The sequence below is a fragment of the Alistipes finegoldii DSM 17242 genome, assembly GCF_000265365.1.
Lineage (GTDB): Bacteria > Bacteroidota > Bacteroidia > Bacteroidales > Rikenellaceae > Alistipes > Alistipes finegoldii.
In genome coordinates this window covers 1,993,994-2,019,693 of record NC_018011.1, presented here as the reverse complement: position 1 = coordinate 2,019,693, position 25,700 = coordinate 1,993,994, and the positions used below count along the sequence as shown (strand labels likewise).

Annotated in this window: 23 protein-coding genes and 2 pseudogenes; 6 read left to right on the top strand and 19 right to left on the bottom strand. The window is 54.6% G+C overall.

Annotated features, from left to right (window positions below; all coding sequences use genetic code 11):
- Positions 1 to 189: 189 nt before the first annotated feature.
- Positions 190 to 465, top strand: coding sequence for a restriction endonuclease subunit S (locus ALFI_RS08840; protein WP_052312783.1), 276 nt, complete (start codon positions 190 to 192; stop codon positions 463 to 465).
- Here the strand turns inward: ALFI_RS08840 and ALFI_RS16560 are convergent.
- The 6 genes from ALFI_RS16560 to ALFI_RS08810 all read right to left on the bottom strand — a co-directional run bounded on the left by ALFI_RS16560 (position 462) and on the right by ALFI_RS08810 (position 6,755).
- Positions 462 to 1,574 (bottom strand): restriction endonuclease subunit S, encoded by a 1,113-nt coding sequence (locus ALFI_RS16560; protein ID WP_014775542.1) that lies wholly within the window; start codon positions 1,572 to 1,574, stop codon positions 462 to 464. The two genes, ALFI_RS08840 and ALFI_RS16560, sit on opposite strands and share 4 nt — an antisense overlap.
- Positions 1,575 to 1,579: 5 nt before the next feature.
- Positions 1,580 to 3,133, bottom strand: coding sequence for a class I SAM-dependent DNA methyltransferase (locus tag ALFI_RS08830; protein WP_014775541.1), 1,554 nt, complete (start codon positions 3,131 to 3,133; stop codon positions 1,580 to 1,582).
- A 160-nt stretch (positions 3,134 to 3,293) separates the two neighbouring features.
- Positions 3,294 to 3,782, bottom strand: a complete 489-nt coding sequence (locus tag ALFI_RS08825) for a hypothetical protein (protein WP_244264955.1) — start codon at positions 3,780 to 3,782, stop codon at positions 3,294 to 3,296.
- Between the two features lie 95 nt (positions 3,783 to 3,877).
- Positions 3,878 to 4,846 (bottom strand): IS110 family RNA-guided transposase, encoded by a 969-nt coding sequence (locus ALFI_RS08820; RefSeq protein WP_014774638.1) that lies wholly within the window; start codon positions 4,844 to 4,846, stop codon positions 3,878 to 3,880.
- A gap of 193 nt (positions 4,847 to 5,039) precedes the next feature.
- The gene (locus ALFI_RS17425; RefSeq protein ID WP_244264954.1) at positions 5,040 to 5,789 is read right to left on the bottom strand and encodes a toxin-antitoxin system YwqK family antitoxin; all 750 of its coding nucleotides are present in this window, start codon (positions 5,787 to 5,789) and stop codon (positions 5,040 to 5,042) included.
- A 33-nt stretch (positions 5,790 to 5,822) separates the two neighbouring features.
- Positions 5,823 to 6,755, bottom strand: coding sequence for a virulence RhuM family protein/type II toxin-antitoxin system death-on-curing family toxin (locus ALFI_RS08810; protein ID WP_232045735.1), 933 nt, complete (start codon positions 6,753 to 6,755; stop codon positions 5,823 to 5,825).
- Here ALFI_RS08810 and ALFI_RS17420 point away from each other — a divergent pair.
- On the top strand, positions 6,663 to 7,085 hold the full coding sequence (locus ALFI_RS17420; protein ID WP_229107539.1) for a hypothetical protein: 423 nt from the start codon (positions 6,663 to 6,665) through the stop codon (positions 7,083 to 7,085). The two genes, ALFI_RS08810 and ALFI_RS17420, sit on opposite strands and share 93 nt — an antisense overlap.
- Positions 7,086 to 7,278: 193 nt before the next feature.
- Here the strand turns inward: ALFI_RS17420 and ALFI_RS17780 are convergent, their stop codons facing one another.
- Positions 7,279 to 7,548 (bottom strand): hypothetical protein, encoded by a 270-nt coding sequence (locus ALFI_RS17780; protein ID WP_014775536.1) that lies wholly within the window; start codon positions 7,546 to 7,548, stop codon positions 7,279 to 7,281.
- Between the two features lie 229 nt (positions 7,549 to 7,777).
- Here ALFI_RS17780 and ALFI_RS16915 point away from each other — a divergent pair, with 229 nt between their 5' ends.
- Complete coding sequence (locus ALFI_RS16915) at positions 7,778 to 7,984, top strand: hypothetical protein (protein ID WP_130064584.1); 207 nt, start codon at positions 7,778 to 7,780, stop codon at positions 7,982 to 7,984.
- Between the two features lie 251 nt (positions 7,985 to 8,235).
- Here ALFI_RS16915 and ALFI_RS08805 read toward each other — a convergent pair whose 3' ends face one another.
- Entirely contained in the window at positions 8,236 to 8,520 is a 285-nt protein-coding gene (locus tag ALFI_RS08805; protein ID WP_014775535.1) for a hypothetical protein, read from the bottom strand.
- Between the two features lie 503 nt (positions 8,521 to 9,023).
- On the bottom strand, positions 9,024 to 10,097 hold the full coding sequence (locus ALFI_RS08800; RefSeq protein WP_009597176.1) for a linear amide C-N hydrolase: 1,074 nt from the start codon (positions 10,095 to 10,097) through the stop codon (positions 9,024 to 9,026).
- Positions 10,098 to 10,230: 133 nt separating this feature from the next.
- Here ALFI_RS08800 and ALFI_RS08795 point away from each other — a divergent pair, with 133 nt between their 5' ends.
- Complete coding sequence (locus tag ALFI_RS08795) at positions 10,231 to 10,476, top strand: hypothetical protein (RefSeq protein WP_014775532.1); 246 nt, start codon at positions 10,231 to 10,233, stop codon at positions 10,474 to 10,476.
- 122 nt (positions 10,477 to 10,598) lie between these two features.
- Here the strand turns inward: ALFI_RS08795 and ALFI_RS08790 are convergent.
- Both ALFI_RS08790 and ALFI_RS08785 read right to left on the bottom strand, forming a co-directional pair.
- Positions 10,599 to 12,229: pseudogene (locus ALFI_RS08790) on the bottom strand (SusD/RagB family nutrient-binding outer membrane lipoprotein).
- Positions 12,230 to 12,231: 2 nt separating this feature from the next.
- Positions 12,232 to 15,350, bottom strand: a pseudogene (locus tag ALFI_RS08785) (SusC/RagA family TonB-linked outer membrane protein).
- A gap of 219 nt (positions 15,351 to 15,569) precedes the next feature.
- Between ALFI_RS08785 and ALFI_RS08780 the strand changes: the two are divergent.
- Positions 15,570 to 16,694 carry an MBL fold metallo-hydrolase gene (locus ALFI_RS08780; RefSeq protein WP_014775531.1) on the top strand — a complete coding sequence of 375 codons (1,125 nt, stop codon included), beginning with the start codon at positions 15,570 to 15,572 and terminating at the stop codon, positions 16,692 to 16,694.
- Between the two features lie 313 nt (positions 16,695 to 17,007).
- Positions 17,008 to 17,592, top strand: coding sequence for an HdeD family acid-resistance protein (locus ALFI_RS08775; RefSeq protein WP_009597194.1), 585 nt, complete (start codon positions 17,008 to 17,010; stop codon positions 17,590 to 17,592).
- A 278-nt stretch (positions 17,593 to 17,870) separates the two neighbouring features.
- Here ALFI_RS08775 and ALFI_RS08770 read toward each other — a convergent pair whose 3' ends face one another.
- The 8 genes from ALFI_RS08770 to ALFI_RS08740 form a co-directional block, all read right to left on the bottom strand.
- Complete coding sequence (locus ALFI_RS08770) at positions 17,871 to 18,245, bottom strand: DUF488 domain-containing protein (RefSeq protein WP_014775530.1); 375 nt, start codon at positions 18,243 to 18,245, stop codon at positions 17,871 to 17,873.
- A complete protein-coding gene (locus ALFI_RS08765) occupies positions 18,242 to 18,643 on the bottom strand; it encodes a VOC family protein (RefSeq protein WP_014775529.1) in 402 nt (133 codons plus the stop codon). Before ALFI_RS08765 ends, ALFI_RS08770 begins: the two co-directional genes overlap by 4 nt.
- 93 nt (positions 18,644 to 18,736) lie before the next feature.
- Complete coding sequence (locus ALFI_RS17130) at positions 18,737 to 18,886, bottom strand: hypothetical protein (RefSeq protein WP_022043830.1); 150 nt, start codon at positions 18,884 to 18,886, stop codon at positions 18,737 to 18,739.
- Between the two features lie 64 nt (positions 18,887 to 18,950).
- A complete protein-coding gene (locus ALFI_RS08760; RefSeq protein ID WP_009597243.1) occupies positions 18,951 to 19,535 on the bottom strand; it encodes an RNA polymerase sigma factor in 585 nt (194 codons plus the stop codon).
- A 339-nt stretch (positions 19,536 to 19,874) separates the two neighbouring features.
- The gene (locus ALFI_RS08755) at positions 19,875 to 20,792 is read right to left on the bottom strand and encodes a cation diffusion facilitator family transporter (protein ID WP_014775528.1); all 918 of its coding nucleotides are present in this window, start codon (positions 20,790 to 20,792) and stop codon (positions 19,875 to 19,877) included.
- A 202-nt stretch (positions 20,793 to 20,994) separates the two neighbouring features.
- Positions 20,995 to 22,479 (bottom strand): proline--tRNA ligase, encoded by a 1,485-nt coding sequence (gene proS / locus ALFI_RS08750; RefSeq protein ID WP_009597231.1) that lies wholly within the window; start codon positions 22,477 to 22,479, stop codon positions 20,995 to 20,997.
- Positions 22,480 to 22,575: 96 nt separating this feature from the next.
- Positions 22,576 to 24,303: an OmpP1/FadL family transporter gene (locus ALFI_RS08745; RefSeq protein WP_014775527.1), complete on the bottom strand. Its 1,728-nt coding sequence runs from the start codon at positions 24,301 to 24,303 to the stop codon at positions 22,576 to 22,578.
- Between the two features lie 20 nt (positions 24,304 to 24,323).
- On the bottom strand, positions 24,324 to 25,481 hold the full coding sequence (locus ALFI_RS08740) for a hypothetical protein (protein WP_042493471.1): 1,158 nt from the start codon (positions 25,479 to 25,481) through the stop codon (positions 24,324 to 24,326).
- Between the last annotated feature and the right edge of the window lie 219 nt (positions 25,482 to 25,700).

Genomic DNA, 25,700 nt, shown 5'->3' with positions numbered 1-25,700 from the left:
TGCCTGTGAAAGGCTCCTCTTATTTGTATGCAGATGTGAAATCTGCACACAAATAAGAGGGAAAGAATAAAAACAGAGCCGTGACACAGTTCAGTTTACACTACCGAAATATCCGGCGGGAGTCCAACGCAGTCAACGGGGCGCATTGCGCTAATATCCGATAAAATATTATCCCGATATAGTAAGCCTTTGATATGTTCTAACTTCTGTAAAGCCATCACAGCAACGGGCATCCAACCTGAATATCTTTTTAATTACTGGCTTTATCTGTACAATAAAGATGCTATGTTCCCCTATGAGAATGGCACAACCGGCATTAAGAATTTAGATTTCAACAGTTTTATTCAGGAACAAGATATATCAATTCCTGATATTAAAACTCAACAAAAAATAGTCTCTATTCTTTCTTCAATTGACGAAAAAATAGAGACCAATAAGCGTATAAATGATAATTTAGCAAGCTAATCGAAGGAAACCTCCTCGACGGAGAGCTCGCCGGACATGAGTTTGGGTAGAAGGGTATCACGGAGAGTGGATAATTTTATGTTTTCTTTTTTATTAGATTCAATTTGACTAAATAAAGGATCAGCAATAGAGTTAAATTGCTTCAATTTAGTGTCAGAGGGTATTGATATTGGAGTTTTTCTGAAAATCGGAACAGTCAATTGTTGCTGAGTCGTCCCCGTTCCTGTAATATTCTGAGTTAATGCCCACAAGTATAAATATTTTGCAGACAACTCTTTTTTATTAGGGATTATTGAAATTAGCCGGACAATAGGAACATATGGTTCTAATCTCAAACAGACATAACCTATAGTTCCTCTTGCAGAAATAGTTATACTTTCCTCGTGAATTTTTGCAACATTTGTATAACCATATAATCCTTCATTATCTATTCCATTAGAATATATAGGAACATGACACTCAATAGTCTTTTTATTAGTATATTTTGAAGGCCTATCACCTCCAGCAGTAATAAGTGTGATATCTCCTAATTCACAGTGAACCCATTCGTTTCGATCGAAATCCACAAACCACGACTTAAACAACGCTTTGGCCTGCTCCTCTAAATTATCATTTATCCGTCGATTGAGTCTGATCTTATTATCGAGAGAAGATAATATAGCTACAACTTTTTTCTGCACATCTATTGCGGGGATATTTACAGGCCATTGCATAATCTGTTTTTTGTCCCCTCGAGGCATTTTACACCCTTTTGCTCCCGACATTACGTAATCGAAAAACGCTTGCTGGCTCAACAGATAGTATAAATATTTGCTATCTGTATTTTCTTTTGCACGAATACACAAAACATCCGCAGAGCACCCACCGCACCTATCAGCACACCATATTTTTTGGAAATATGGCCGAATATTAGAGATCAAAATATCTCCGATTTTATATTCAGTTGTGGTTCCAGGCGGTATTATTGTAGATTCACTTATACCACCTTTATTGGGTAACATATTTTCCGTAGAGATATAATTCATACTACTCGTTGTGCGATTATTTACATAGTCACATACATGTTCTAATTCACATGCATTTTTTAAGTCATTAAGAATTAAGCCCATATTTGCTACAATTTATACCCAATACTACCTAACTGTTTTTTGATCTCTGCCTCCAGCTCGTGCGACTTTTCAAATAGTCCAGAAAGCTCGCCCGTCAAGCGTGTCATTTTCTCCTCAAACGGTTCGGTGTCCTCCTCTTGCGCAGCAATGCCCACATAGCGACCGGGCGTGAGAATAAAATCCTGCTTGGCAATTTCTGCGACAGAGGTAACCGCACAAAATCCTTTTTCATTCTCCAATTTTCCAGCAACATAGGCATTATAGGTGTCGGCAATGCGCTGAATATCGCCGCGCTTTATCGGATCGACCGTGTCACTATCGGTCAATTCGCGCAGTTTGCGCGTTACCATTGTACCTAAGTTGCGAGCATCGATAAAGAGCGTTTTGCCCTTTTGTTGCTTGTTTTTATTGAAAAACCAAATCGACACGGGAATTTGTGTAGTATAGAACAACTGCGGCGGCATAGCGATAACACAATCCACCAAATCAGCCTCTACCAATTTACGCCGAATCTCGCCCTCACCGCCACTCTGGCTCGACAGCGAGCCGTTGGCCAGCACAACGCCCGCACGTCCCGTCGGGGCAAGGTGGTGGATGATATGCTGAATCCACGCAAAGTTGGCATTGCCATTGGGCGGTGTACCGTATTTCCAACGCACATCATCCGCCAGCTTATCCGCCCCCCAATCGCTCAGATTGAACGGAGGATTGGCCATCACGAAATCGGCCTTCAGAGTCGGATGGCAATCATTGAAAAAGGTATCCGCATTATATCGCCCGAGATCGGCCTCGATACCGCGAATCGCCAAGTTCATCTGCGCCATTTTCCATGTCGTAGGATTGGAATCCTGACCATAGACTGATATATTATTGATATTTCCAGAGTGGTTCTCGATGAATTGTGCAGACTGTACAAACATACCACCCGAACCGCAGCAAGGATCGTAAACACGACCTTTATAAGGTTGTAATACGTTCACCAACGTCTTAACGATACAAGCCGGAGTATAAAATTCACCTGCCAATTTTCCTTCGGCCTCAGCAAACTTCGAAAGACAATATTCGTAAGCACGACCCAAAATATCCTTCGAATCGCCGTGCTCATGCATCCGAATATTTGTAAACAAATCGACAACTTCACCCAAGCGGCGTTTGTCGAGCTCGGGACGCGCAAAGTTTTTCGGAAGAATATCTTTCAGACGCTTATTCTCCTTCTCAATTGCCCGCATCGCATTGTCGATGATCGTTCCAATTTCAGGAGAGTGTGCATGGATGGCAATAGCTTCCCAACGGGCTTCCGCAGGGACATAGAAAACCGGATCATAACTACCCTTCTCATTTTTATTACTCAAATACTCATCCTTGTCTTCCTCAAAGCCCTCTCCTTCGGCAACAAGCTGTTGATATTTAGCTTCGAATTTGTCCGAGATGTATTTCAGGAAAATAAGTCCCAATACAACGGATTTATATTCCGATGCATCAATATTTCCGCGCATCTTATCCGCCGCCTTCCATATTTCCTTTTCAAAGCCGATGTCGGCTGTATTCATCGCTGCCATTGTATAGAATATTTTAGGTAAAGGTACAAAATCTTCCCATTTTTTCGCTTTCCCGCAAAGGAATAAACCTTAAAAACAATATCCGCAAGGCTCACATAGCGATTTGCAGGACCTTGCGGATATTATTTCCTCAACTAAATTTTAGAAAAAATGATACAGCTTAGTTGTTCTTATTCAATAAAAACGCATTTTTCTTGTCAAATCCCCACTCATAAATGTATTCGGCACCTTCAATCCGGATAATGAACACAACACGCTCCCCTTTAATCCATGCTACATGAACAAATCCGGATACGGATTCTCCGGGATATATCGTGTTTTTCTTCAAATATCCCAGCTTTTTGACCTGTTGTTCGTCCTGCAAGGCCTGACCGAAATCAGCGATCCGCTGCTGTGAGGCCATGTTGGCCTGATAGGCTGCAGAGGGATTATAAGTCGTAGTCGTATAAGACGAATAACCGCCGTAGCTGCTGTAACCGGTCGTCGTGGAGGTCGAATACCCTGCGCCGGCAGAAGCCATTCCTTCGCTGACGCCCATCAAAACAGCGGCCCAGGTCTGCGATCGGTTCACTTTCTTCAGATAGCTATCGCAAGACCAGACCTGCAGATCGGTGGCGACATCGTGTTCGTCTACGGAATAGGCCGTCATATCGGTCTCCGGATTGAATTCGACCGGCGTCAATGAATTACGAACTATATTAAAAAATGCGGAAAAAGAGTAATAATATCGGAGAATGGTTCCTACTAAGGTCTGTTGGAGACGAATCCGTCGATATACTCTTTATCGTGCGCGACAACAGCAAAAGCCTGCCTGATGAGCTTGTTTGCGACAGCGATCATAGCGAGTTTTCCCGATTTTCCGTTTTGCCTGAGCCTCGTATAGGTCTCTTTGCATTGGGCATTGAACCTACTGGCAGGCCAAGCGGCGATATAGAGAAGTCCTCTAGTGTATGCGTCTCCGTTTCGGTTGATATGCCCTTTGATGTTTACCGAAGTTCCGGACTGTTCGTAAGTGGGACAAATTCCGAGATACCGGGACACCTGCTTGGCATTTTGGAAGTAGGTAAAGCCTCCAGTAGTGATGATGAGCGCCGTGGCAAGCGTTATGCCTATCCCTTTGATGGTCGTCAGCAGCGCGAGTTGTCGGCTGAACTCCACTTCGACAAGATCCGTGAGTTCCGCCTGGAGCCTGTCACGCTTCTTTTCAAGGAACTTGATAGTTTCGTCTACGGTATGAGTTGCACCTTTGTCCGGGACAGGCAGACATGCAAGAGAGCCACGAAGGTTCGACATGGCGGTAATCTGCTTAGTAAGTTGGCGAATGACGGTTCTTTTCTGTCGGAGCCGCAGGATGGCCTCTCCCTGTACCTTGAAAGGACGCGGGTTCATCTTCTCTCCGTACAAGGTAATGAGTCGTGCATCGCTCTTATCGGTCTTGACCGTAGAGAGCAAGGCTTTGGCGAAGTTCTTTACCTTCAGCGGATTCTCCATGCTGACAGTAATTCCGGCGACATTGAGCATATACAGCAGCAAGGCGCTGTAATTCCCTGTCGCCTCCATAACACAGTGGATACTGCCGTCTTTGGGGAGAGTCCCGATAAACTGTCTGATACCAGCGGTCGTGTTGTTAAAAGTACGGATCTCCCCGCCTTTGTCGGAGGAGTAAGCTACCACGAATGTAGCCTTGCTCACGTCGATTCCAATGTACCTCATGGCCGTTCATTTTTTGGTTTTAACGACATCGCTTACATCTTGGTCCTTCATTGCGAATACGGGCTCAGACACCTTACGAACTATCCGGATTCTGATGTAAAGAGTATGGGGTCAGAACATAATTCCCGGTTTAGAAAACCAATGAGAGATCGGACTTATTCCATACTCTGATGTCTTAACTATTCAAATTTAATTAACTAATTACAAATATACAATTGGAGATAATCAGATCGACCCGGTGCCACTTGCCGTAATCCCGGACGATGGCATCCGTCAAGGCGATCGTCAATCCGTTTTTGAAATAGACCTCCCAGGGCACACCGTCCCGATAATCGACCGAACGCTCCGTTATGACCGGAGATTCCCATACCGGCATGTCGTCCGCAATGCGGAATTTAAGCGTGTTCCCGCTGCCGTCCGCCAGCAAATAATAATCATGAACCGGCAGCCCTGCACGATATTCCACCATTCGGCAGGAGCCGTCTCCGTTGTATGCCTCGTACATCCCGGACAATTCGCCGCCGGCATACGACGCACGTGTTTTCAACGTTCCATTCTCGTCGTATTGCCGATATTCGCCTTCCAACAATCCTTCCGAATAATATGATTTTTCCGACATGCGACCATTCTTGAAATAGGAAACAACATCTCCGTCAAACACCGTCCGGCGATCATCAAGCGTATCGATTGTCTGAAAACGCCCTTCTCTCCGCAATTCTCCCGAAATATAAAAATCCTTGAACATTTTGAGCCCCGCCGCATCCGCAGGATAAAGCGCCAGTCGATAATAATCGGCAAAAACCGGATTTCGCACCGTCATCCCCGAACGGCTATAGTAGAGTGTATCTATCCGCTCCTGCGACAAAGCACCTTTGCCTACCACTAGCAACAATACAAACAATAAAACTCGGTTCATAAAATGACTAGGCTTCATAGGTTTCATCACTTTTCCGATATCCGACACGCTGTTATCGTGTCAATTGTTCTTATTGATCAGATTCACCACAACCTTCGTCATCACGTCTTTTTCCTCCGTGCGGCTCTCGGCAATCATCAGCGTCAGGGCGACCAGTGTATTGTTATCCAAAAGGCGCGAACCGTCAGCACGGTAAAGAATCCGATTGTTTTCCAAGAACCAAAGGAACAGGAAAGCGGCGATACGCTTGTTACCGTCGCTGAACGAATGGTTTTTAACCGTCAGATAGAGCAGATTAGCCGCCTTCTCCTCAACGCTCGGATAGAGGTCCCGCCCGCCGAAAGTCTGGTAAATTGCGCCCATCGTGCTTTTGAACGACTCGTCCTTCTCGTGGGCGAACAGCTCGCTGCCTCCGAACTTGTCGCGTAACACCTGTAACGCCTCCATCGCATTTTCATAGGTCGCATGAAACGGCTCCTCGGTCGTAGTAGCCGACACTTCCAACTGCTGATAATCGTAGCGGTCGAGCGTATCGAGACCGTAAGTATAGTCCGTAATCACGCGCAGCAACCCGATTGCCTCGGATTTCGTAACATCCTTTGCCGACAACACGTTCGAGAGCAGATGAACGGTTTGTTTCAGCTCCTCCAACTGCTCGGCCTTGGACTGGCTATTGACTGCATAGCCTTTTATTAGATACTCTTTCAAGACCTTATTTGCCCAGATACGAAATTGAGTGGCATTTTTGGAATTGACGCGATAGCCCACCGATAGAATCATATCGAGGTTATAAAATGGAATCATACGTCGCACTTGCCGTTGCCCCTCATGCTGAACATGTGCAATTTTTGCACATGTTACGTCCCGCTCCAATTCGGACGACTTATAAATGTTGTTGACATGTCTGACAATAACCGTTCTGTCAACTCCGAACAAATGCGCAATCTGCGCCTGCGTCAGCCACACGCTGTCGTTCTCCATGCGAACGTCCAAGCGGGTCTCGCCGTCTGCCGTCTGGTAAATGATAATCTCCCCTCTGTCCATAGAAACAAAGATACGAATAAGCCTGAAATATCGAAAATCCGTCGAAGCGATTATTTTACAGCCACCCAAATACAATTCGCTCTCCCTTACCCAAAAGTAAAGGAGAGCGTACTGCTACTTTCTCATCAACTTCTCGAAATACTTGCAATCATAGCCCCAATAGCATTTGCCGTCACCGGCAAAATCCCAAATATTCATTACTTCCCGAAGCCGAAGCGGCAGCTCCTTACCGTCCCGGATAAATCGTTTGGATCGGCTACGAAAAAGACGGTTACATAACTGCTTGTCCTTTTTCTGCGACTTGCAACACGCGATCGTGCTGACGGGTGTTCGTTTCCTGCTTCTGCTCATGATCTCATAAGGTTTGACCCGTAACTTTCTACGAGTCGATTAAACACTTATGAGGCTCTAAATATTAAATTATTCAACATATTGACAATACTAAATTTCAAAGTGACGCATACGAATCTGTCTATGCTTCGGCTATAATCCGCAATGTTTCCTTTACATATCCCCTGCGATCATACTTCTCTCCTCGGCACAACCAACAACTGCATGGCGTTCCTGTTTTTTTGTAGATCTGCATCCATTTCACCCTTGCCAACTCGAACCAATGAGGATGTCTATTCCAGTTACCATCCGCTTTCTTGATTCCACACCCGCAAGCGGCATGATAAACCATGCGAGCTTTAAACACCCGGTTCTGTTGTTCTCTCCTCCAAAGTTTGTTTCTTTTGTCCATCGTCTCTTTGTATTAAAGTTAGAATGAACAAAAAATTTATCTGACTATACCCCAGCCTGTCCATATTGTAAAGTTTTAAGTGATGACTAAGACTATATTATGAATACAAAGATAATGTTTATTTATGTCATCTTATGACGCAAATTATTTTTTCATTTATAAAATCGATATCGAACATAAATCGAGCTTGATACGATTCACATAATTTCATTCAAACAACCAACTATTAATGCATAATATTAACAATACGAATAATGCTCAATTTGACGATAAAAATCCGCCTGCATCTCCAAAAGTCTTCGCATTTGGTTTTTTCGCCGAAAATCGCTATATTTGTACTGTCATGCAAGGAGATACGGCGACGGCGCAGGCGAAACGGGCAGGCGGGCGCAAGACCATGCAAAAAGACGGTAGGCGACGCGGGAATAAAGCATAGAAAACCGTTGCAAACCGTTGATATACATTAGGCTTACAAATGTGCAGGAGCACCTTTATCCGCACAAAGGAGCCTTTTTCCGAGGCTCCTTTTTTGTTGCCCGTCCGGCGCAAAAAGAGGAAAACCGACTGTATATCATCATTTTGCAAAGGCTTCGACCGATTCCCCGAACCGAAAACGAAAAGACCGCCCGAAGACATTGGGGCTGCCCGAATTGTTCGGACAGCCCCTCTCTTCATTCATAAGTTGCGTCACTTCATCCCGACGGATGATCTTTCTTCCAGATAAAGCGTCATATACGTCAGTAACTTGTCGGCGTCTATGCAGCAGCCCGGCTCCCGCCGCCGGATACAGCGAAAAGCCTTGTCGATCGAATCCCAGAGCATCAGGCTGAATCGGTTCGCCTCGGCGGGAACCATGTACTTGGTCTGTACTGTCGGAAGCCACAGCGAAAATTCGACGCTGGCCGACTGCGGAAACAGTTCCAGCAACTCGTCCGATTCATGACGGTAGTCGAGAAACGTATTCTCGCACATCCCGAATTTGGGCCGGATGACCGTTTCATAGATTTTGGCGTGGGTTCTGCGATGATCGTATCGGTCGAAAAACCACCGATCGATCTTTTTGACGCTTACGACACGATAGTAACGCTAGGGACTCTCGTTCTCCTTTTTCATAACCACTGAAGTTTTAAGCAGGACGACATTATCCTTATCCTATTTTACGCATTTCGGCATACGTGAGATTCACCCTATAGTCCTGAAATTTGGAGCGTTTCGCCAATCGGCAATAACGGTGACAGACGGCGAGGGGCCGCCATAGCGTAAAACGCCGATGATCCGCACCCGGTTCGAGCATGACATCCCCGTAGTTCAGTATTTCGCAAAGTCGTACAGACATGGTCGAAAAGCCGTTTTTTTCGTTTGCGCGGCAAAGGTCCGGAATCCGGAAAAGCTTTCCAAGCCGATATGGAACGCTTCCACACCAATATTCAGGACGAACATGAAAAAGCCGCCGAAAACGGACCGCAACCGCCGTCTTACTCCGGAATAGCGATCTGCTGCACGGGCTGCTCCCGGTTCCGGTCCAGCGGATGGGACTGGTAGGCCGTTTTCCCGAAGTCGATCCCCGCGAGGTCGATACAGCGGATCGTATTGTTGTAGGCGGTCTTGTAATAGATCCGGCGGTTGGTCAGGTCGATAGCCGAGGTCCACTGCGTGGCGCTCGGAATGTCCGGACACTCGCCTTCGGGATGTTCGATACCGATGGGAATGTCGAAATTGTTGAGCAGGTGGAGGCATTGCTGTACGGTCTCGAACCCGGTGGCGCGCTGCGGAGCCGTGGCGCGGTAGAAGGCGGCCCTCACGAAGCGCGACGGCGGCGTAGCGTCGCCCGGAAGGCCGAGAAACCCCGAATTGCCGCCCGTAGGCCGCAGCGTTACGCCGTCCAGCCGGCGGACGGGGGCGTCGCCCGGATAGAGGTTCACGTAATTGTTCAGGTTGGTGAGCTGCCACTCGAAACCGGGGGCGTTGGTGAGCACGCCGACCTCGTTTTCGTAAAAATGCGGCACTCCGCCTACGATTTCCAGCACGACCTGCCGTCCGGACGGCTCTCCGATGCGCCAGTGTACGACCGACGTCTTTTCCAACGCGACGATGCGCACGCCTCCGACGGCGGCTTTGACCTCATCGACGGTCGAAAATTGCGTCAGCGCCCACGTCACGAATTGCAGATCGGCGAGCGTGCGGTCGTTCTGCGCCGGTTCGTAGGGTTCATACCCTCCGTATTGCGGAAAGAAGAAGAGTCCGGCCGACAGCCCCGCTTCGTTGATCCCCTCGGCGATGAACTCCTTCTGCACCACGGACAGCCCCACGACGCCGTATTTGGCCGTGAAGGTCATGCCGTCGGCTCCCAAGGGTGTAAAGGAGCGGAGCCGCTGACCGCGCGGGATGACGACGTATTCGCTCTGCAAAACGCCGCGGGCCCACTCGATGGTGCGCGACTGCACATAACTGCCATCAGCAGCCGTGAGCGCGATGCCCGTGCAGGCGACCGCCTGAAAGGAACTGCCGCAGACAGCGGCCATACCCAGCAACAAATTCCTTGTTTTCATAATCGTCCGGTTTACGGTGAATACCTTTGCACCCGCCCCAAATTCCGTGCAAATTCCCGTCGGAGACGATATCCGGCAGCGGGCCGCCCTATGGTATGACCTTTGCACGCGGAACAAAAAAAGAATTCGAATTATGAAACGACCTGCATACGACAAGGAAGCTCTGCGGGAAAACAAGGGCGGAATGCAAGTGGGACAGCCTTCCGCCGATCCGCAGCAGACTCAGGAAACCACGCGCACCCAGATCACGCCGGACGACATTTCCGACGACGGCCCCATCGCCCCCGCATCCGCAAACGGAATCCCCTCCCGGCAGCAGATCGAACAGGATGTCGTGGCGGTCAACCCTTCGATAGACAGCATGGAGAGCCGGGGCTAAGCCCCGGCCGGGCAACGCCGCCGGGATTCACCGGACACGGACCAGCCGGACGTCGCCGGACACAACAAAAAAAAACACACCGCAAAAGCGGTGTGTTTCAGTTTCCGGCCGACGGACAAGTCTCAGAAATTGCGCCCCGTGTCCCACCAAAGGCGGGTGCCGCCGTGATCGGGACCTCCGAGCTCTTTCAGTAGCATTTCGTATTGTTCGGGGTCCGAGGTTTCGAGCGTCGCGGGATAGGGCAGGCGGCGGATCATCGTCTCGGTGTCGATGCTCTGGCCCTTGCTATGGTTGAAGCGCACCGGAAACAGACGCGGATAACCCGTCCGCCGCTGCTCGGCCCAAGCTTCGCAGCCTTCGGGATACATGGCGATCCACTTCTGGGTAATGATCCGTTCGAGTCCGATCTCCGCGGCCGCCGACTCGTCCCAGCGGGGCGACACGCGGCACCGGGCCGCAATATCGTTCTCCGGGGCGATCGGGTCGCGGTAATCGGCCGCGGAAGCGTCGCTTTCCAGATACTGCTCCGCACCCGACACTTGCCATTGGGCGAACGATATGAAGACGCCGGCGCGGTAGCACGTTCCGGCGTCTTCATCGGTCCACCCCCGCAGGGCGGCTTCGGCGCGCAGGAACCACACTTCGGCCGCAGACATCAGCACGACTTCGGTCGTCGGCTCGACGGTAAGCCGCGAAAAGGCGGCGTAATAGTTATGCGAAAAGGCGGTTCCCTGACGGACGCCGTGATATTGCCCTTTCAACGGAACGGGAACGGATTCCCCGCCGTCATTCGCAATAACGAGATCCTCGGCGCAGGGTTCGAAAAACTTCGCGATACGCGGGTCTCCGAAACCCGTCAGCACGGACTCCATCGAAGCGTTCATGACGGCCTCGTTCCAGCTCCGGTTGATCGCGCCGAGCGGATTCGAGTAGATTCCCGAAGTCTTGACCGCCGCATTGTTCGTATTGACCTCGATCACCCCGTACGGGTCGGCAGCCGCCTTGCGGAACTCCGCGCGGGCCTTCTCCGGCGCGACTGACGCAAGACGCACGGCCAGACGCATGCGCAGCGAGTTGGCGAAGCGGAGCCATGCGGCATAGCTACCGTCGAGCAACAGGTCGAATTTCGCAAATTCGCCGGCCATCGGACGCTCCGCGACATAATCCGACAAAATCTCTACAGCTTCGTCCAGATCGTCGAAGAAGTGCATGTAGACCTCCTGCTGGCCGTCGGGCACGTATTCGGCGCCCTGCGCGCCGAAATGGGTATAAATCACCGGCCCGTAATAGTCGGTCACCCGCTGCATGGCCAGCACCTTGAGTATCTTCGCAATGGCATAGAAGGGCGGCATCAGCTCAGCGGCGGTCTGCTCCAGCCGGTAGATTTCGGGCATCACATAAGAGTAGGTGAACTGCCACATGGCGCTGTTCCAGCCGTCCTGCAGGTTATAGTCGGAGTTGTGGCTCCCGCCCTGCAGGGGTTTCGGGTCGTGCATGTAGCCCGAAAACATGTCCGCATTGAGATTCTGCGTGAGCTGGAAAGGCCAGTTCTTGCCCTTGCCGAAATCGTAATTGAAATAGCCCCCCCCTGCTGGATAATGCCCAGACGGTATCCCAAACCGTTGTTGTCGGCTTCCAGCTCGCCGTCGGTAATGCCGGAGAGGTCGTCGTTTATGTCGCGGAAATTACCCGTGCACGCGCCGAAAAGCAGCGCACAAAGTCCCGCGAAAAGATATGTATGCCGGCATTTCATGCTTAAAATTCCAGTTTGATATTAAATCCTGTATTGCGCACGGTGGGCATGCCGTACACTTCGATTCCCTGATTATCGTTGCCCGTCGAAAGGATGAGATCGGGATCGAACGGCGCGGCGTTGTAAATGAAGAAGAGGTTGCGCGCGACCAGCGACAGGGTGACGCCGCTCAGCACCCGCGTGCGGCGGACCAGCTTCTGCGGCAGCGCATAGGAGACGGCCAATTCGCGCAGCCGGATATTCGTGGCGTCGTACATGTAGTATTCCGTCACGCCGGCGCGTCCTCCGACCAGCTTGTAGAATCCTTTCACGTCGTCGATACGCCGCCCTTCGAGCGTCACGTAACCGCGGTCGCGGGCGTCGGCCGTTGCGGCCGAGACGCCGTAGGAGTCCATGTCGGCCATGGTCTGCGACAGCAGCCGGCCCCCGTAACGGCAGTCCAGCATCAGCGACAGCGACGCGCCCCTGTAAGAGAAGGTGTTGCTCCACGACAGCGCGAACACGGGATTCGCATTGCCTACCTTGACGGTATTGCCGTCGCCCGCGGTGCGGGGCAGACCGGCGTAATCGCCTTCGGTTTCGTAAACGATATTCCCGTCGGCGTCGCGCTCGAACGCCCGGCCGTAGATGTCGCCGATCGCCCCGCCCTCGACCAGTTTCATGGCGTAGGACGACGAGAAACTCGACGGACCGTAGGCATATTCGCGCAGTTCGTCGTGCAGTTTTATCACCCGGTTCCTGTTATGCGCGAAGTTCACGACCGACTGCCACGTCAGACCGCTGCCGTAAACCGGATAGGCGCTCAGCGACACCTCGACGCCCTCGTTCTCGATGTTGCCGGCATTTTCGTACCGGAAAGCATAGGCTTCGCCCGACAGGGCCGGCAGCTTGAAGAACTGGTTGTGGGTGTTGGTCTTGTAGTAAGTGGCGTTGATTCCCAGCCGGTCGCCGAAGAAACGCCATTCGAAACCCGCTTCGAGCGCATTGGTCATTTCGGGCTTGAGGTCGGTGCCCGGAGCAGCATCGGCGGCGTTGATGCCCCCGCCGGCCGTAATGTGGGCCTTCGGGTTGGTGATGAACATCGGAATGTCGTTGCCCACGCGGCTCCACGTCAGGCGCACCTTGGCGAACGACATCCATTCGGGCAGTTTGAACATCTTGCCGACGACCCACGACGCGCCGAACGAACAGTAGAAAAACCCGCTGCCCTCGTGCGAGGTGTAGGCCAGCGTCGAAGCCCAGTCGTTGCGCCCCGTGACTTCGAGGTTGAGACTCTCGGCGTATTTGACCGAAGCCGTGGCGAAGAGCGACTGTATCTGGCGGCGGGCGTCGATCTGCTCGTCGACGTAGGCCGAGCTGTTCATGACGATATTGGCCACGTTGAACACATTGGGGTAATAGAGCGACGCGGTCTTCGAATCGATGCGCAGCGAATTCACCGTGCGGTCGTTCAGGGAGGCGCCGACCGTAGCGCTGAACGTCCAGTCGGGCGTGAACCGCCTGTCAAAGAGGGCCAGCACCTCGCCGTTGAAAAGGGTCTCCGAATAACCGCTTTCGATGTAACGGCCGTTGTTCCCGGCCAGCGCCGGAGCCGTCGAGGCGTAGAACCTCTGGCGGACCTTGTCGTCGATATAGTCGACGTTGCCGCGGGCGCGGATGCGCAGCCAGCCGTTCACCTTCCAGTCGGCGGAGAGGGAGGCCATGACCCGGTTGCGCAGGCTCTTGCTGCGGATGCGGTTGGTGATCCAATAGGGATTCTGTTCGAAATCGTCGCTCGGAGCGATCCATTTCTGCACGCTGAGTTTGCGGTCCGGGTCATAGACCTCGAAATGCTCGCGGTAGGGAGTCATATCGACGCCGCGCGGAAAACGGTAAAGCCCGACCAGCGGGTTCATGTAGAATCCGCCCGGCACCGGTTTGTCCTTCACGACCTGACGCATGAAGCTGATGTTGCCGTCGAGCTTGATCCGGTCCCGGAACAGCCCGGTCGTCGCCCGCAGGTTGAAGTTATGCCGCATCAGGCGGTTCGAGCCCGTGATTCCGCGCTCGGCGGTATTGGCGTAGGAGAAGTAGGTCTGCATCTGCTCGGTGCCCGAAGAGACCGACAGCGAGTTCATCGCCGTAACGCGCCCGTCCGGAAAAAATCCCCGGCGTTGTCGTATGCCTTCATCGCGGCGCGAGCTCCCCAGCTTTCGACGACGCCGCTCACCCCGTAACGGTTCTGGAAGTCCGGCAGGCGGAAAGGGCTTTGGAACGTAAGGTTCGAAGTGAAGGTCACGGGCTGCCGTTTCGCGGCGCTGCCCTTCTTGATCGTGATCAGGATCACGCCGTTGGCGGCCTGACTGCCGTACAGCGCGGCCGCCGGAGCACCCTTGAGGATCGAGACGCTCTCGATGTCCTCGGCATTGAGGTTCGAGATGCCGTCGCCGCCGTCGCGGTTGCCCGCATCGGCGACACCCCCGATGGCCGTATAGACCTGCTCAGGCGAGGAGTTGAGAATCGGCATGCCGTCGACCACGTACAGCGGCTGATTGTCGCTGGCCACCGAGCGGACGCCGCGGATGCTGACCTTGGAGGAGGCGCCCGCGCCCGAAGAGCTTTCGTTCACCTGCACGCCGGCCGACTTGCCCGCGAGCGAGAGAATCATGTTCGAAGACTTGACGTTCGTGAGCTGCGTTCCCTTGATCTTGTCGGCCGAATAGGTCAGGTCGGCATAGTTGCGTTCCAGTCCCAGAGCCGTCACGATCACGTCGGCGATAACTTTCACGTCCTCCTCCAGCGTGATGTCCAACCCGGTGCGGTTTTCGGTCGGGACACTGCGGGGCACATAGCCCACGCACGAGACGTCGAGCACGGCGCCGGGAGCGACGCTGATGGAGAATTCGCCTCCGGAGAGGGTCGCCACGCCGTTCGAAGTCCCGTGTTCCACGACGGTAACCCCGACAAGAGTCGCCCCCGTCTGGTCGGTAACGTGGCCCCGGACCACGAACTTCCGTTGCGCGGACTGCGCCCGGACTTCGAATCCGGAGAGCAGGCACAAACAGAACGTCAAGACCAGAGTGCGGAATAAAATCCGGCAACCGGGTCCCGGTAATTTTTCAGAGTAAGACGTATAAGGCATCACATTGCAGAAACAATCCGTCATAAAAATATAAAACTTTGGCATTATATCATAATAAATAGAACAAATCAGCCGAATCGTCGGTCAAAACAGCCCGGAACAACCTATCGGCGGCCGCTGCCGGAGACATTTCCGGAATAATGGTAGCCCGAACCGTAATCCGTATACGCACCGTCTCGGAAGAAACGGTATATTTGCACTATACAAACCTGAAAAATCATGTCGGGCAAGCAAAAAAGAGGCAAAATGATAATACTCTCAAGCATCCTGCTCGCGACGCTGGCCGCCGCATTCGTCATCGTCCGTCTGCCGAGCTTCGGGCGTCTGCCCCAAGGCGAACGGCTCGAACGCATCCGGCAGTCGCCGAACTACCGCGACGGCCGGTTCCGCAATCAGGAAGCCGGTCCGATGATGACGGGCGACAAGAGCCGGTTGCGCGGCATATTGGAATTCCTCTTCCGCAAGCGCGAGGGACTGCGTCCCCACGATGCGGTGCCGGCGATCCGCACCGACCTGCGGGCGCTCGATCCCAAAAGCAACCTGCTGGTCTGGTTCGGGCACTCGTCCCAGCTGATTCAGGCCGAAGGGCGCCGGACGCTCGTCGATCCGGTTTTCCGCAACGCGGCGCCGCTCTCGATGCTCAACCGTCCGTTCAAAGGCACCGACATCTACCGCCCCGAAGAGATGCCCGACATCGACTACCTCATCGTCACGCACGACCACTGGGATCATCTCGACTACCGCACGGTCCGCGAGCTGAAAGAGCGCATCGGCACGGTCATCTGTCCGCTGGGCGTGGGCGAGCACTTCGAGTACTGGGGCTTCGACCCGGCGAAGATCGTCGAGCTGGACTGGCACGAACAACAGACGCTCGGCGACGGATTCACCGTCCGCTGTCTCCCCTCGCGCCACTTCTCCGGCCGCGGGCGGTCGTCCAATCAGACGTTGTGGGGATCGTTCCTGCTGCAAACGCCCGCGCGGAAAATCTACATGGGCGGCGACGGCGGATACGGATGTCATTTCGCCGAGATCGGAGAAGAGTTTCCGGACATAGACCTCGCCGTTCTCGAAAACGGCCAGTACGACGAAGCGTGGAAATACATCCACACGATGCCCGACCAACTGGCCAAAGCCGCAAAAGAGTTGGGTGCAAGGCGGATCATGACCGTCCACCACTCGAAATACGCCCTTGCCAAGCACCGCTGGGACGAGCCGCTGGCGACCGAGGCGGCATTGGCCGCGGACACCGCGCTGCACCTCCTGCGGCCCGAAATCGGCGAGGTGGTTCCGCTGGAAACTCCGCAACCGGAGCGTGCGCAGGCCGACGATCCGACGGGATTATAGCGCATCGGACAGGGTCCGGCTTCAACGGGGCTATGCCGGTTCCGCCGGCTCATTCCGCCGGAAGCCCGCGATCCGCGCCGAAACAACCCGCGCTGAAGCAACCTACGGCAAAGCGAAGCGGCCTGCGCCGAAACATCTTCGCCGAAGCGATCTCTGCCGAAACATCTGCGGCGGCAGTGAGGCGCCGACCTACGGCCACGGAAACCCGCATCCGACACCCGCGGAAAAAACGGCCTTTACCACGCATACTCAGGACCTGAGCGCTCCGGCTCTGGTATGCAATTTGCTCCGGAGGGAGGAAAATCCATATGCTATGAACAATTTTTCCTCACTGATCGAAAATTCGAAGCGGGCCGTACGTTACTGGTGGCTGCTCCTGATCATCGGCATCGCCCTGTTCGTCGTGGGCATTCTGATATTCGTCTACCCCACCCAAAGTTATCTGGGCATGTCGCTCGTATTCGGCTGGCTGATGCTCTTTTCGGGCATTCTCGAAGTCGTGCTTTCGTCGGCCAACAAACACTTCATCACGGGCCGCGGCTGGATGCTGGCCGGGGGCATCATCGAAATCATCCTCGGCATCATCCTGATCTTCAACGTCGCGCTTTCGGCCGCCACGCTGCCGATTTTCCTCGGTTTCTGGCTCATGCTGCGCGGATTCAGCGCCATCGGTCTGGGCGGCGACATGAACGCCATGGAGATTCCCGGATCGGGCTGGACCGTCTTCAGCGGCATCCTGCTGGTGCTCTGCTCGTTGTGGATTCTGTTCCAGCCGCTGGTATTCGGCACCACGGCCGTCGTGATCTGGGTCGGCATTTCGCTGCTCTTCGCCGGCATCGCCGCCTGTTCGCTTTCGATCCAGCTGCGGCGGGCGCACCAATGTCTCGGCAACCGCTGATATTTCCGTACGCCGTCAAGTCTGCCTCACCGTACAAGCCCCTCGCACCGAGGGGCTTTTTTTGTTCTCCGCCGCCGCACCGGGAACTCTGCCGTCCCCAAACAGCGACTGCCACACAAAAAAAAGTTCACACGGGAAGCCCCTCCTTAGAGGGGCTTCCCCTTTCCCACACCACGGCACACCAACCCCTCCCGGCGGCGAAACCGATGCAACCGGAAACGGCACAAGCCCCGAAAACACAAAACCAAACGGCCGGAGCGAAACGCCCATCACGCCGGTCAGGCGTGCGCGATCTCCGTCACGGCGTGTTCGAGAAATTCCTGCAGGACGAGCGCATGATTCTCGGCCGCATTTTTCGATGCGTACAGCAGCGTAACGGTCTCATTTCCGGCGATGCGGCGGACAAACTCCCGCACGGCCTGCGAGCCGCGCAGCTCTTCGAGATACCGGCGCCGGAACTCCGGCCAGCGGGTCTGCGGATCGGCGTGGTACCATGCGCGCAGTTCGGAGCTGGGCGTGATCTCCTTGGCCCACATGTCGTAATGCAGCGCATCCTTGCGCACGCCGCGCGGCCACAGTTTATCGACCAACACGCGGCAGCCGTCGTCCGGAGCGGCGGGTTCGTAAACGCGTTTGATTCGTATGCGTGTCATAAGTTCGCTGCCAAAGGCGTAAAAAGTTCGATCAGATTTTCTTCGGGGTCTCTCAGATGCACGACCCGCATCCCCCAGCCGGGCATGTCGGTCGGCCGGTTGACAAACTCCACGCCCCTTGCAGAGAGCGTTTCGAAGGCTTCGTCCACATTGTCGACTTCAAACGATACCATCATCTTATCCCTGCAGCCGGCCGGTAGCTCCTTGTCTGCGTTCCCGGCGACCGGCGCCATGAGGTCGGACGTAAATATCGCCACCCCCTCGATGCCTTCGGCCACCTTGAAACTGCCGTAACAGCCTTCGATATCGAAAGCCGCCTCCAAACCGAGTTTTTCGGTATAAAACCGGAAGCACTTTTCATAGTCCCTGACCAATAATCTTACATTGCTGAATTTCATAATCGTCCAATTAAAAAAAGAGATGCGCGAACGGGCCGTATCCCTTAAAATGAAGGGCGCCTCCCGGCGCCCTTCCCCATCAAAAATTAACCCTTAAAAATTATCCCCATTCCGAAAAACTTCCGAGAGGTAGTGGTGAAGGTAGTAAAGATCCGCATCACCCTGAATCACCTCCCGATGCAGAAGTTCTTCTTCATCGGAGATGCCGTCGTCCGAAACTTCGTTTTTGTCAATATCCTCCATAGGCATCTTGTAATTTTGCTTTGTACTAACTAAACGCCGCGCCTTTGGAAATATTGTGTGCCGGTCAGCACAAAATCATATTTTTTTCCTTGATCATCCGCCGCAGGTTGATAAGCGCATAGCGCATCCGGCCCAACGCGGTGTTTATACTCACGTCGGTCTGCTCGGCGATATCCTTGAAACTGAGACCGGCGAAATAACGCATCATCACCACCTCGCGCTGCTCGGCAGGGAGCAGTTCGACCAGAGCGCGCACGTCGCGCTCGATCTGTTCGCTGACCATGGCGTCCTCCACGTTCCGCTCGGCGAAACGCAGCGATCCCAATACATCGTATCCGGCTTCGGCTTCGGTGACGGCCTTGTTCTGCCGCTGGGCGCGGAAATAGTCGATCACCTGATTGTGCGCGATGCGCAGCACCCACGAGAGAAACTTCCCGTTGTCCGTATAGCGGCCGTCGTCGATTACACGCACGGCTTTGATAAATGTCTCTTGGAAGATATCTTCTGCAACATCGCGGTCCTTCACCATCATATTGATGTAGTCGCGCACACGGCGGCTATGGCGTTCGATGAGCTTGGATATGGCACTTTGGTCACCTGAGAGGTAGTGATTAAGCAATACCTGGTCACTTAATACTTGCACGTTCATACTCTTGTCTCCTAAATGTAGTTAAGAGTAGACTTTTCCCGATAGGCAATCCTTTTTAAGTTGTGTATGTCGATAATTTCATCGTTCGGGCTTTCGGAAACCCGGAGCTCCGGAGCCTTATCGGCGGCAAGATAAACACTTTTTTCCGAAAATCCAAATTTCTTTCTACTCCGGCGGGAATGTCCCGGCCTGTTTATTCGGATTGCAGAAACAGCAAAATCCGTGCCGGGACAGCACCGAAAGGCATTTTATTCGGAATCAGCGGTCAAGGCGAAACGGTCGAAGAGGCGGGTGAACCGGCACGCCGTTTTTCGCGGGAATCCACCCCGCCACTCGGCATCACTCCGCACGGCACGCCGCCTTGAGCGGCTCGACATGAATGGCGATCATCGTGCCTTCGCCGAACCGGGCGCGCAGGCGGCGTTCGATGTCCTCGGTCAGCTCGTGCGAGCGGCAGACGCTCATCGCGCCGTCCACGCGCACATGCACCTCGACGGCGATCGACGCGCCGATACGGCGCGTGCGCAGGTTGTGCGGCTCCCGCACTTCGGGATTCGCCGCAACGACACGCAGGATTTCCTCTTCCACATCCTCCGGAAGCGAACGTTCCAGAAGTTCGTCGAGTCCGGTGCGAATCAGGTCGAACGCGATCTTGAAAATGAAAACCGCCACGACGAGCGCCGCGATCGGGTCGGCGATGCGCCACTTATCGCCCAGAAAATAGGCGCACCCGATGCCGGCCAGCGTTCCCAGCGACGAAAGGGCGTCGCTGCGGTGATGCCATGCGTTGGCGATCATGCTCGGACTCGACACCCGGCGGCCTTCGCGCACCGTATAGCGGTAAAGAATCTCCTTGACGACGATGGAGACCGCGGCGGCCAGCAGCGCCACGGTGCCGGGACGGGGCAGCAGCCCTCCGTCCACAACGACGCGGATGGCACCGATGCTGTTCACCAGAATCCCCGTACCTACGGCAGCCAGCGCAAGGCTGATGATGATCGTGGCGAGCGTCTCGTATTTGCCGTGGCCGTAGTCGTGTCCCTCGTCCTTGGGTTTGGCCGAAATCTTGGCAAAGGCGATCACCACCACGTCGGTCGCCATGTCGGAGAACGAGTGTACGGCGTCGGCGACCATGGCGCCGCTTCGGCCCAGAATACCCGCCGCGAGTTTGATCCCGGCGAGCAGGAGATTGACCGCGAAACCGATAAAGGTCACGCGGTATATTTTCTTTTTGCGGATTTCAGCCTCACCGGACATAACGCACGTTTTTACGACAATGAACAAAAATAGTGAAATTTACGGAAACACAAGACCGGCGATCGCTTTTCCGGCCGGCTTCCCCCATCCCTAAGCGCGCCCCGCACGGCCGGCACCACCCGACACAACGGGCCGAAAAATCCCCGGCGGATATTCGCCGGGGATATTCCATATGATCGCGCGGCATCGCGCCCGCCGCAGACTAATAGCTGCGGGCGAACAGCACGCGGCGGTGCGACGGCTTGCCGGAGAAGACGCATACACCCTCCTCGTCGGGCGCGTCGATCGGAATGCAGCGGATCGTGGCCTTCGTGGCCTCCTTGATCGCCACCTCGGTCTCGACCGTGCCGTCCCAGTGCGCGAGCAGGAAGCCGCCCTTGTCGTCGAGCACCTGCTTGAACTCCTCCCACGTATCGACCTTGGTAATCATCGACTCGCGGTAGTTGAGCGCCTTCCGGTAGATGTTCTCCTGAATTTCGGTCATCAGGCCCTCGATACGCTCCACGAGTCCCTCCTGCGAAACGGTCTGTTTTTCGAGCGTGTCGCGGCGGACGAGTTCGATCGTGCCGTTTTCCATGTCACGAGGTCCCATCGCCAGACGCACCGGAACGCCCTTGAGTTCGTATTCGGCGAACTTGAAGCCCGAACGCACGTTGTCGCGGTCGTCGATCTTCACGCTGATGCCTTTGGCCTTGAGCTGCGCGGCAATGGCCTCGAAGCGCGTGCGGATCTCGGCCAGCTGGTCGTCGCCCTTGTAGATGGGAATCATCACCACCTGAATCGGCGCCAGTTTCGGCGGCAGCACCAGACCGTTGTTGTCCGAATGCGCCATGATAAGCGCGCCCATCAGACGGGTCGAAACGCCCCACGAGGTAGCCCACACGTATTCGAGCTTGCCCTCCTTGTTGACGTACTGCACGTCGAACGCCTTGGCGAAATTCTGGCCGAGGAAGTGCGACGTGCCGCTCTGCAGCGCCTTGCCGTCCTGCATCAGCGCCTCGATCGTAAGCGTATCTTCGGCTCCGGCGAAACGCTCGTTGGGCGACTTGTGGCCCACCACCACCGGCAGCGACATCCACTCTTCGGCGAACCGTTGGTAGACATGAATCATCTTTTCGGCCTCCTCGACAGCCTCCTCGCGCGTGGCGTGCGCCGTGTGGCCCTCCTGCCACAGGAATTCGGCGGTGCGCAGGAACAGGCGCGTACGCATCTCCCAGCGCACGACGTTCGCCCACTGGTTGCACAAGATCGGCAGGTCGCGGTACGACTGAATCCAGTTCTTATAGGTATTCCAGATAATGGTCTCCGAGGTCGGACGCACGATCAGCTCCTCTTCGAGCTTGGCGTCGGGATCGACGACAACGCCCTTGCCTTCGGGATCGTTCTTCAGACGGTAGTGCGTCACCACGGCGCACTCCTTGGCAAAGCCCTCGACGTGGTGGGCCTCTTTCGAGAAGAACGATTTGGGGATGAACAGCGGGAAATAGGCGTTCTGATGCCCCGTATCCTTAAACATCTTGTCCAGCGCGTCGTGCATCTTCTCCCAGATGGCATAGCCATAGGGTTTGATGACCATACAACCGCGTACGGCCGAATTCTCGGCCAGCCCCGCCTTCACGACCAGATCGTTGTACCACTGCGAGTAGTTCTCGTCCGACTTGGTGAGGTCCTTGAGTTCCTTTGCCATATATCTTTATTTTTGATTTTGTTTCAGCCTGCAAATATAATAAAAAAATAAAGGTCCGTCACCGGGACGGACCTTTATATTGACGAAACGGCCGCATCAGAAACGGAAGCTGAGCGTCGCGGCCAGATAGTGACGTTTCAGAGAGGTGTCGTACAGACCGCTCCACGTCTCCATGTCGCCGCCGTTTTCGGGCCTGCTGAAGAAGAGCTGGTACTGCGTCTGCTTGTTGGTGACATACTGATAGGCCAGCTCCAGCGTCGTGTTGCGTCCGAGGTTCACGCCGGCGCCGGCCGAGAAATAGTAGCTCTCATAGGTCGTCGGCATGCTGGTATAGGCGTCGTTCACATAGAAATCCCGCTCCTTGAGCATCGAATCGGTATAACCGCCGCCCACGCGCAGGGCCAGAATCGGCAGCGGCTTGACCTCGACGCCCGCACGGATCGAGTTCGTGCCTTGGAAATTATGCTTGAACTCCGCCTTGTAGTCCTCTTCGGAGAAGTAGTTATACTGCGGAACGTTCTTCACGCGGATCCCGTTGTACCAGTCGCGCTCGTAATCGATCGACACGATGGCGAAAGTGCCGAACGTATACGAAGCGCCGAACATCAGGCGTGCCGGCGAGGTGAAATCCCAGCTGTTGCCGCCGCTGTTGTTGGCCCGTGGCGTGGCGTTTCCCACCGTAGCCACCTTGTTGTCGGCATTATTCCTGATATCCGAAAAGATATCGGCCCGATAGGAGTAGTCGAGCGAATAGTAGGTCGGCGTATGGAAAGCCACGCCGACACGCAGGCCGGTCAGGGGCCGTGCGGTGAAGCCCAGCTTGAAATTCACGCCGCTGCCGTTCATCTCCATCTCCTGATAGAGATTCATCACGTCGAGCTGCTCGGCGAGCGCATTGCCGCTGCCGTCGTGTCCGATGCCGTCCGTGTTGAAATAGCCGTATTCCTCCTGATAGGTCACGCCCAATTTCTTATGTACACTCTGAATGCCGATCGACGCGCCGAAGTAGAGGATATTGTTGATATTGCCGCCCATCGAAATCGTGAACTCGTTGATCGAACCCGAATTCACCACATCCATCGAATGCAGCACCGAAGCGTTGCGGCCGATACGCTCCACCGCCCAGATCGGGTCCTTCACCGTTCCGTAGTTCCCCAGCATATAGGCGTCGTAGGCCAATATGGCCGGCCAGACATTGGGATTCCACGCATCGACGGGAACCGGTCCGTTCGGGCCTCCGCCCTCGGCCTCGCGGTCGGGCCTTACGCCGAAATTATTCATCTGCTGCGAAAAGATATCGGCGATCGTCGGCATCAGCCGGTCGGGCCGGTCGGGATCGTAGCGCGATTCCGACGAAAACGAGTAGCGGCTGTTGAAATCCGCGATGCGGTTCATGCCGATACCGAGCGTCAGGCTGGTCAGGGAACTTCTCGAACTCTCGAAGACGTTCAGGGCGACGCCCACGTTAGCGAATGCGAACTGCGATTTGCTGTTTCCCTTCCACGAAGCCGTTCCCGCGGTCGATGCCTTCGCCATGGGCACGAGCGGCGTGAGCGAAATCTCGTTGCGGCGGTACATGCCCAGCCCCGCCGGGTTGAGCGACATCGACGACAAGTCGGCGCCCAGCGAGGTGAAAGCCCCGCCCATACCCATCACGCGGGCCGTGCCGAAAACGTGCGTCTGCGAAAGCTGCGCCAGATCGGTAGCCCACAACATGTCGTGGTTCAGCACCGAACCGCCGAATTCGAGACCCGTATTTTGCGCCTGCAAAGGCGCCGCAGCAACGAAGGCCGCGCACAATGCCACTATTTTCATGCTTTTCATAATTCTCTCCGTTTTAGTTGCTACCGACTGCCATAACCGCGTCCTCCGCCGCCCGAACTGCCACCGCGCGAGCCGCCGCCGCTGTAACCGCCGCCGGAGCTGCCGCCCCGCGAACCGCCGCTGTTGAAGCTGCTGCCGCTGCCCGAACTGCCGCGGTCGTTGTAGCTGCTGCCGCGCGAACCGCTGTTGAAGTCATTCCGCGAGCCGCTGTTGAAATCGCCCCGCGAACCGCTGTTATAGCTGTTACCGCGGTTATTGTAACTGCTGCCCCGGTTGTTGTAACTGCTGCCGCGCGAGCCGCTGCTGAACGGACTGTCGCCGTTGCGGCTGCCGTAGCTGGTGCTGTAGGAGCCGTTGCGGCCGCCGCGCGAACCGCCGGCATAACCTCCGTTGCCGTACCGCGCCCCCGAAGTGCTTCGGCCGGGAGTGTAGCTCCTGCCGCGTCCGCCGGGATTGCCGTAATAGTCGCGGGGCCTGTATCCCGCATGGTGATGTCCATGCCAGCCGCCGCCCCATCCGGGCCCCCAACCGGGTCCCCAGTAGGGATGCCATCCGGGACCCCACCACGGATCATACCAAGTGAAGCCGAAGCCCCAGTTCCAGCCGCCCCATGCGTAGCTGGGATAGCCCCACCACGAGGGCGAGTAGTTCCAGCCGAAATACCAGCCGCCGTAAGGCGTGCCGCCCCATGTTCCGAACATCGAGGTTATGTATTTGGGTTCGACCCAGACCTCGTCGCCGGAAATGATGATGTTGTAGAAAGCCGGATCATACGCCGTGGCATAGGTGAACGAACTGCCGTAGCGGAAGTTGTAGTAACTCGACGGCATCCGGTAGGTCGGCGACTCGAATCCCCTCAGACGGCGCGCATAGGCACTCTCGTACGTATCGGCCAGAATATCGTTGTAAGGGTTCGAACTCGACTCGTCGTAATAACCGTTCTCCGCAGCCAAAGCCTGCGCTTCGGCGATCTTCGCCTCCCACTCGGCGCGGCGCGCCTCGGCCTCGGCCTTGCGGGCTTCGGCAGCGGCCTGCTGCTTGCGGGCGATGGCCGTTTTATCGTGCAGAGCATACAAATCGTCGTTGGCATACCCCGACGACGCATAGTAGCTCGACGAACAGCCGGCCAATCCTGCAGACAGGATAAGGGTTCCAATTAAAATATTCAACTTTTTCATAGCGCACATGGTGTTTGCGTTAGTTCTTTTCCAATAAACGAAAACCATACCGCTTTTAGTATCGTTTTCACCATATAAACGGCCGGAGCGCAGCAATACTGCACTTGTCCGCCTGATACAAAGATAGAAATTATTTGGCAAAAGCATCAAAACGAACCGCTATAGCCGCATTTTTTCCTGCGGACTGAATTTTTTTTCGCACGAAAATGCCGAGAAATA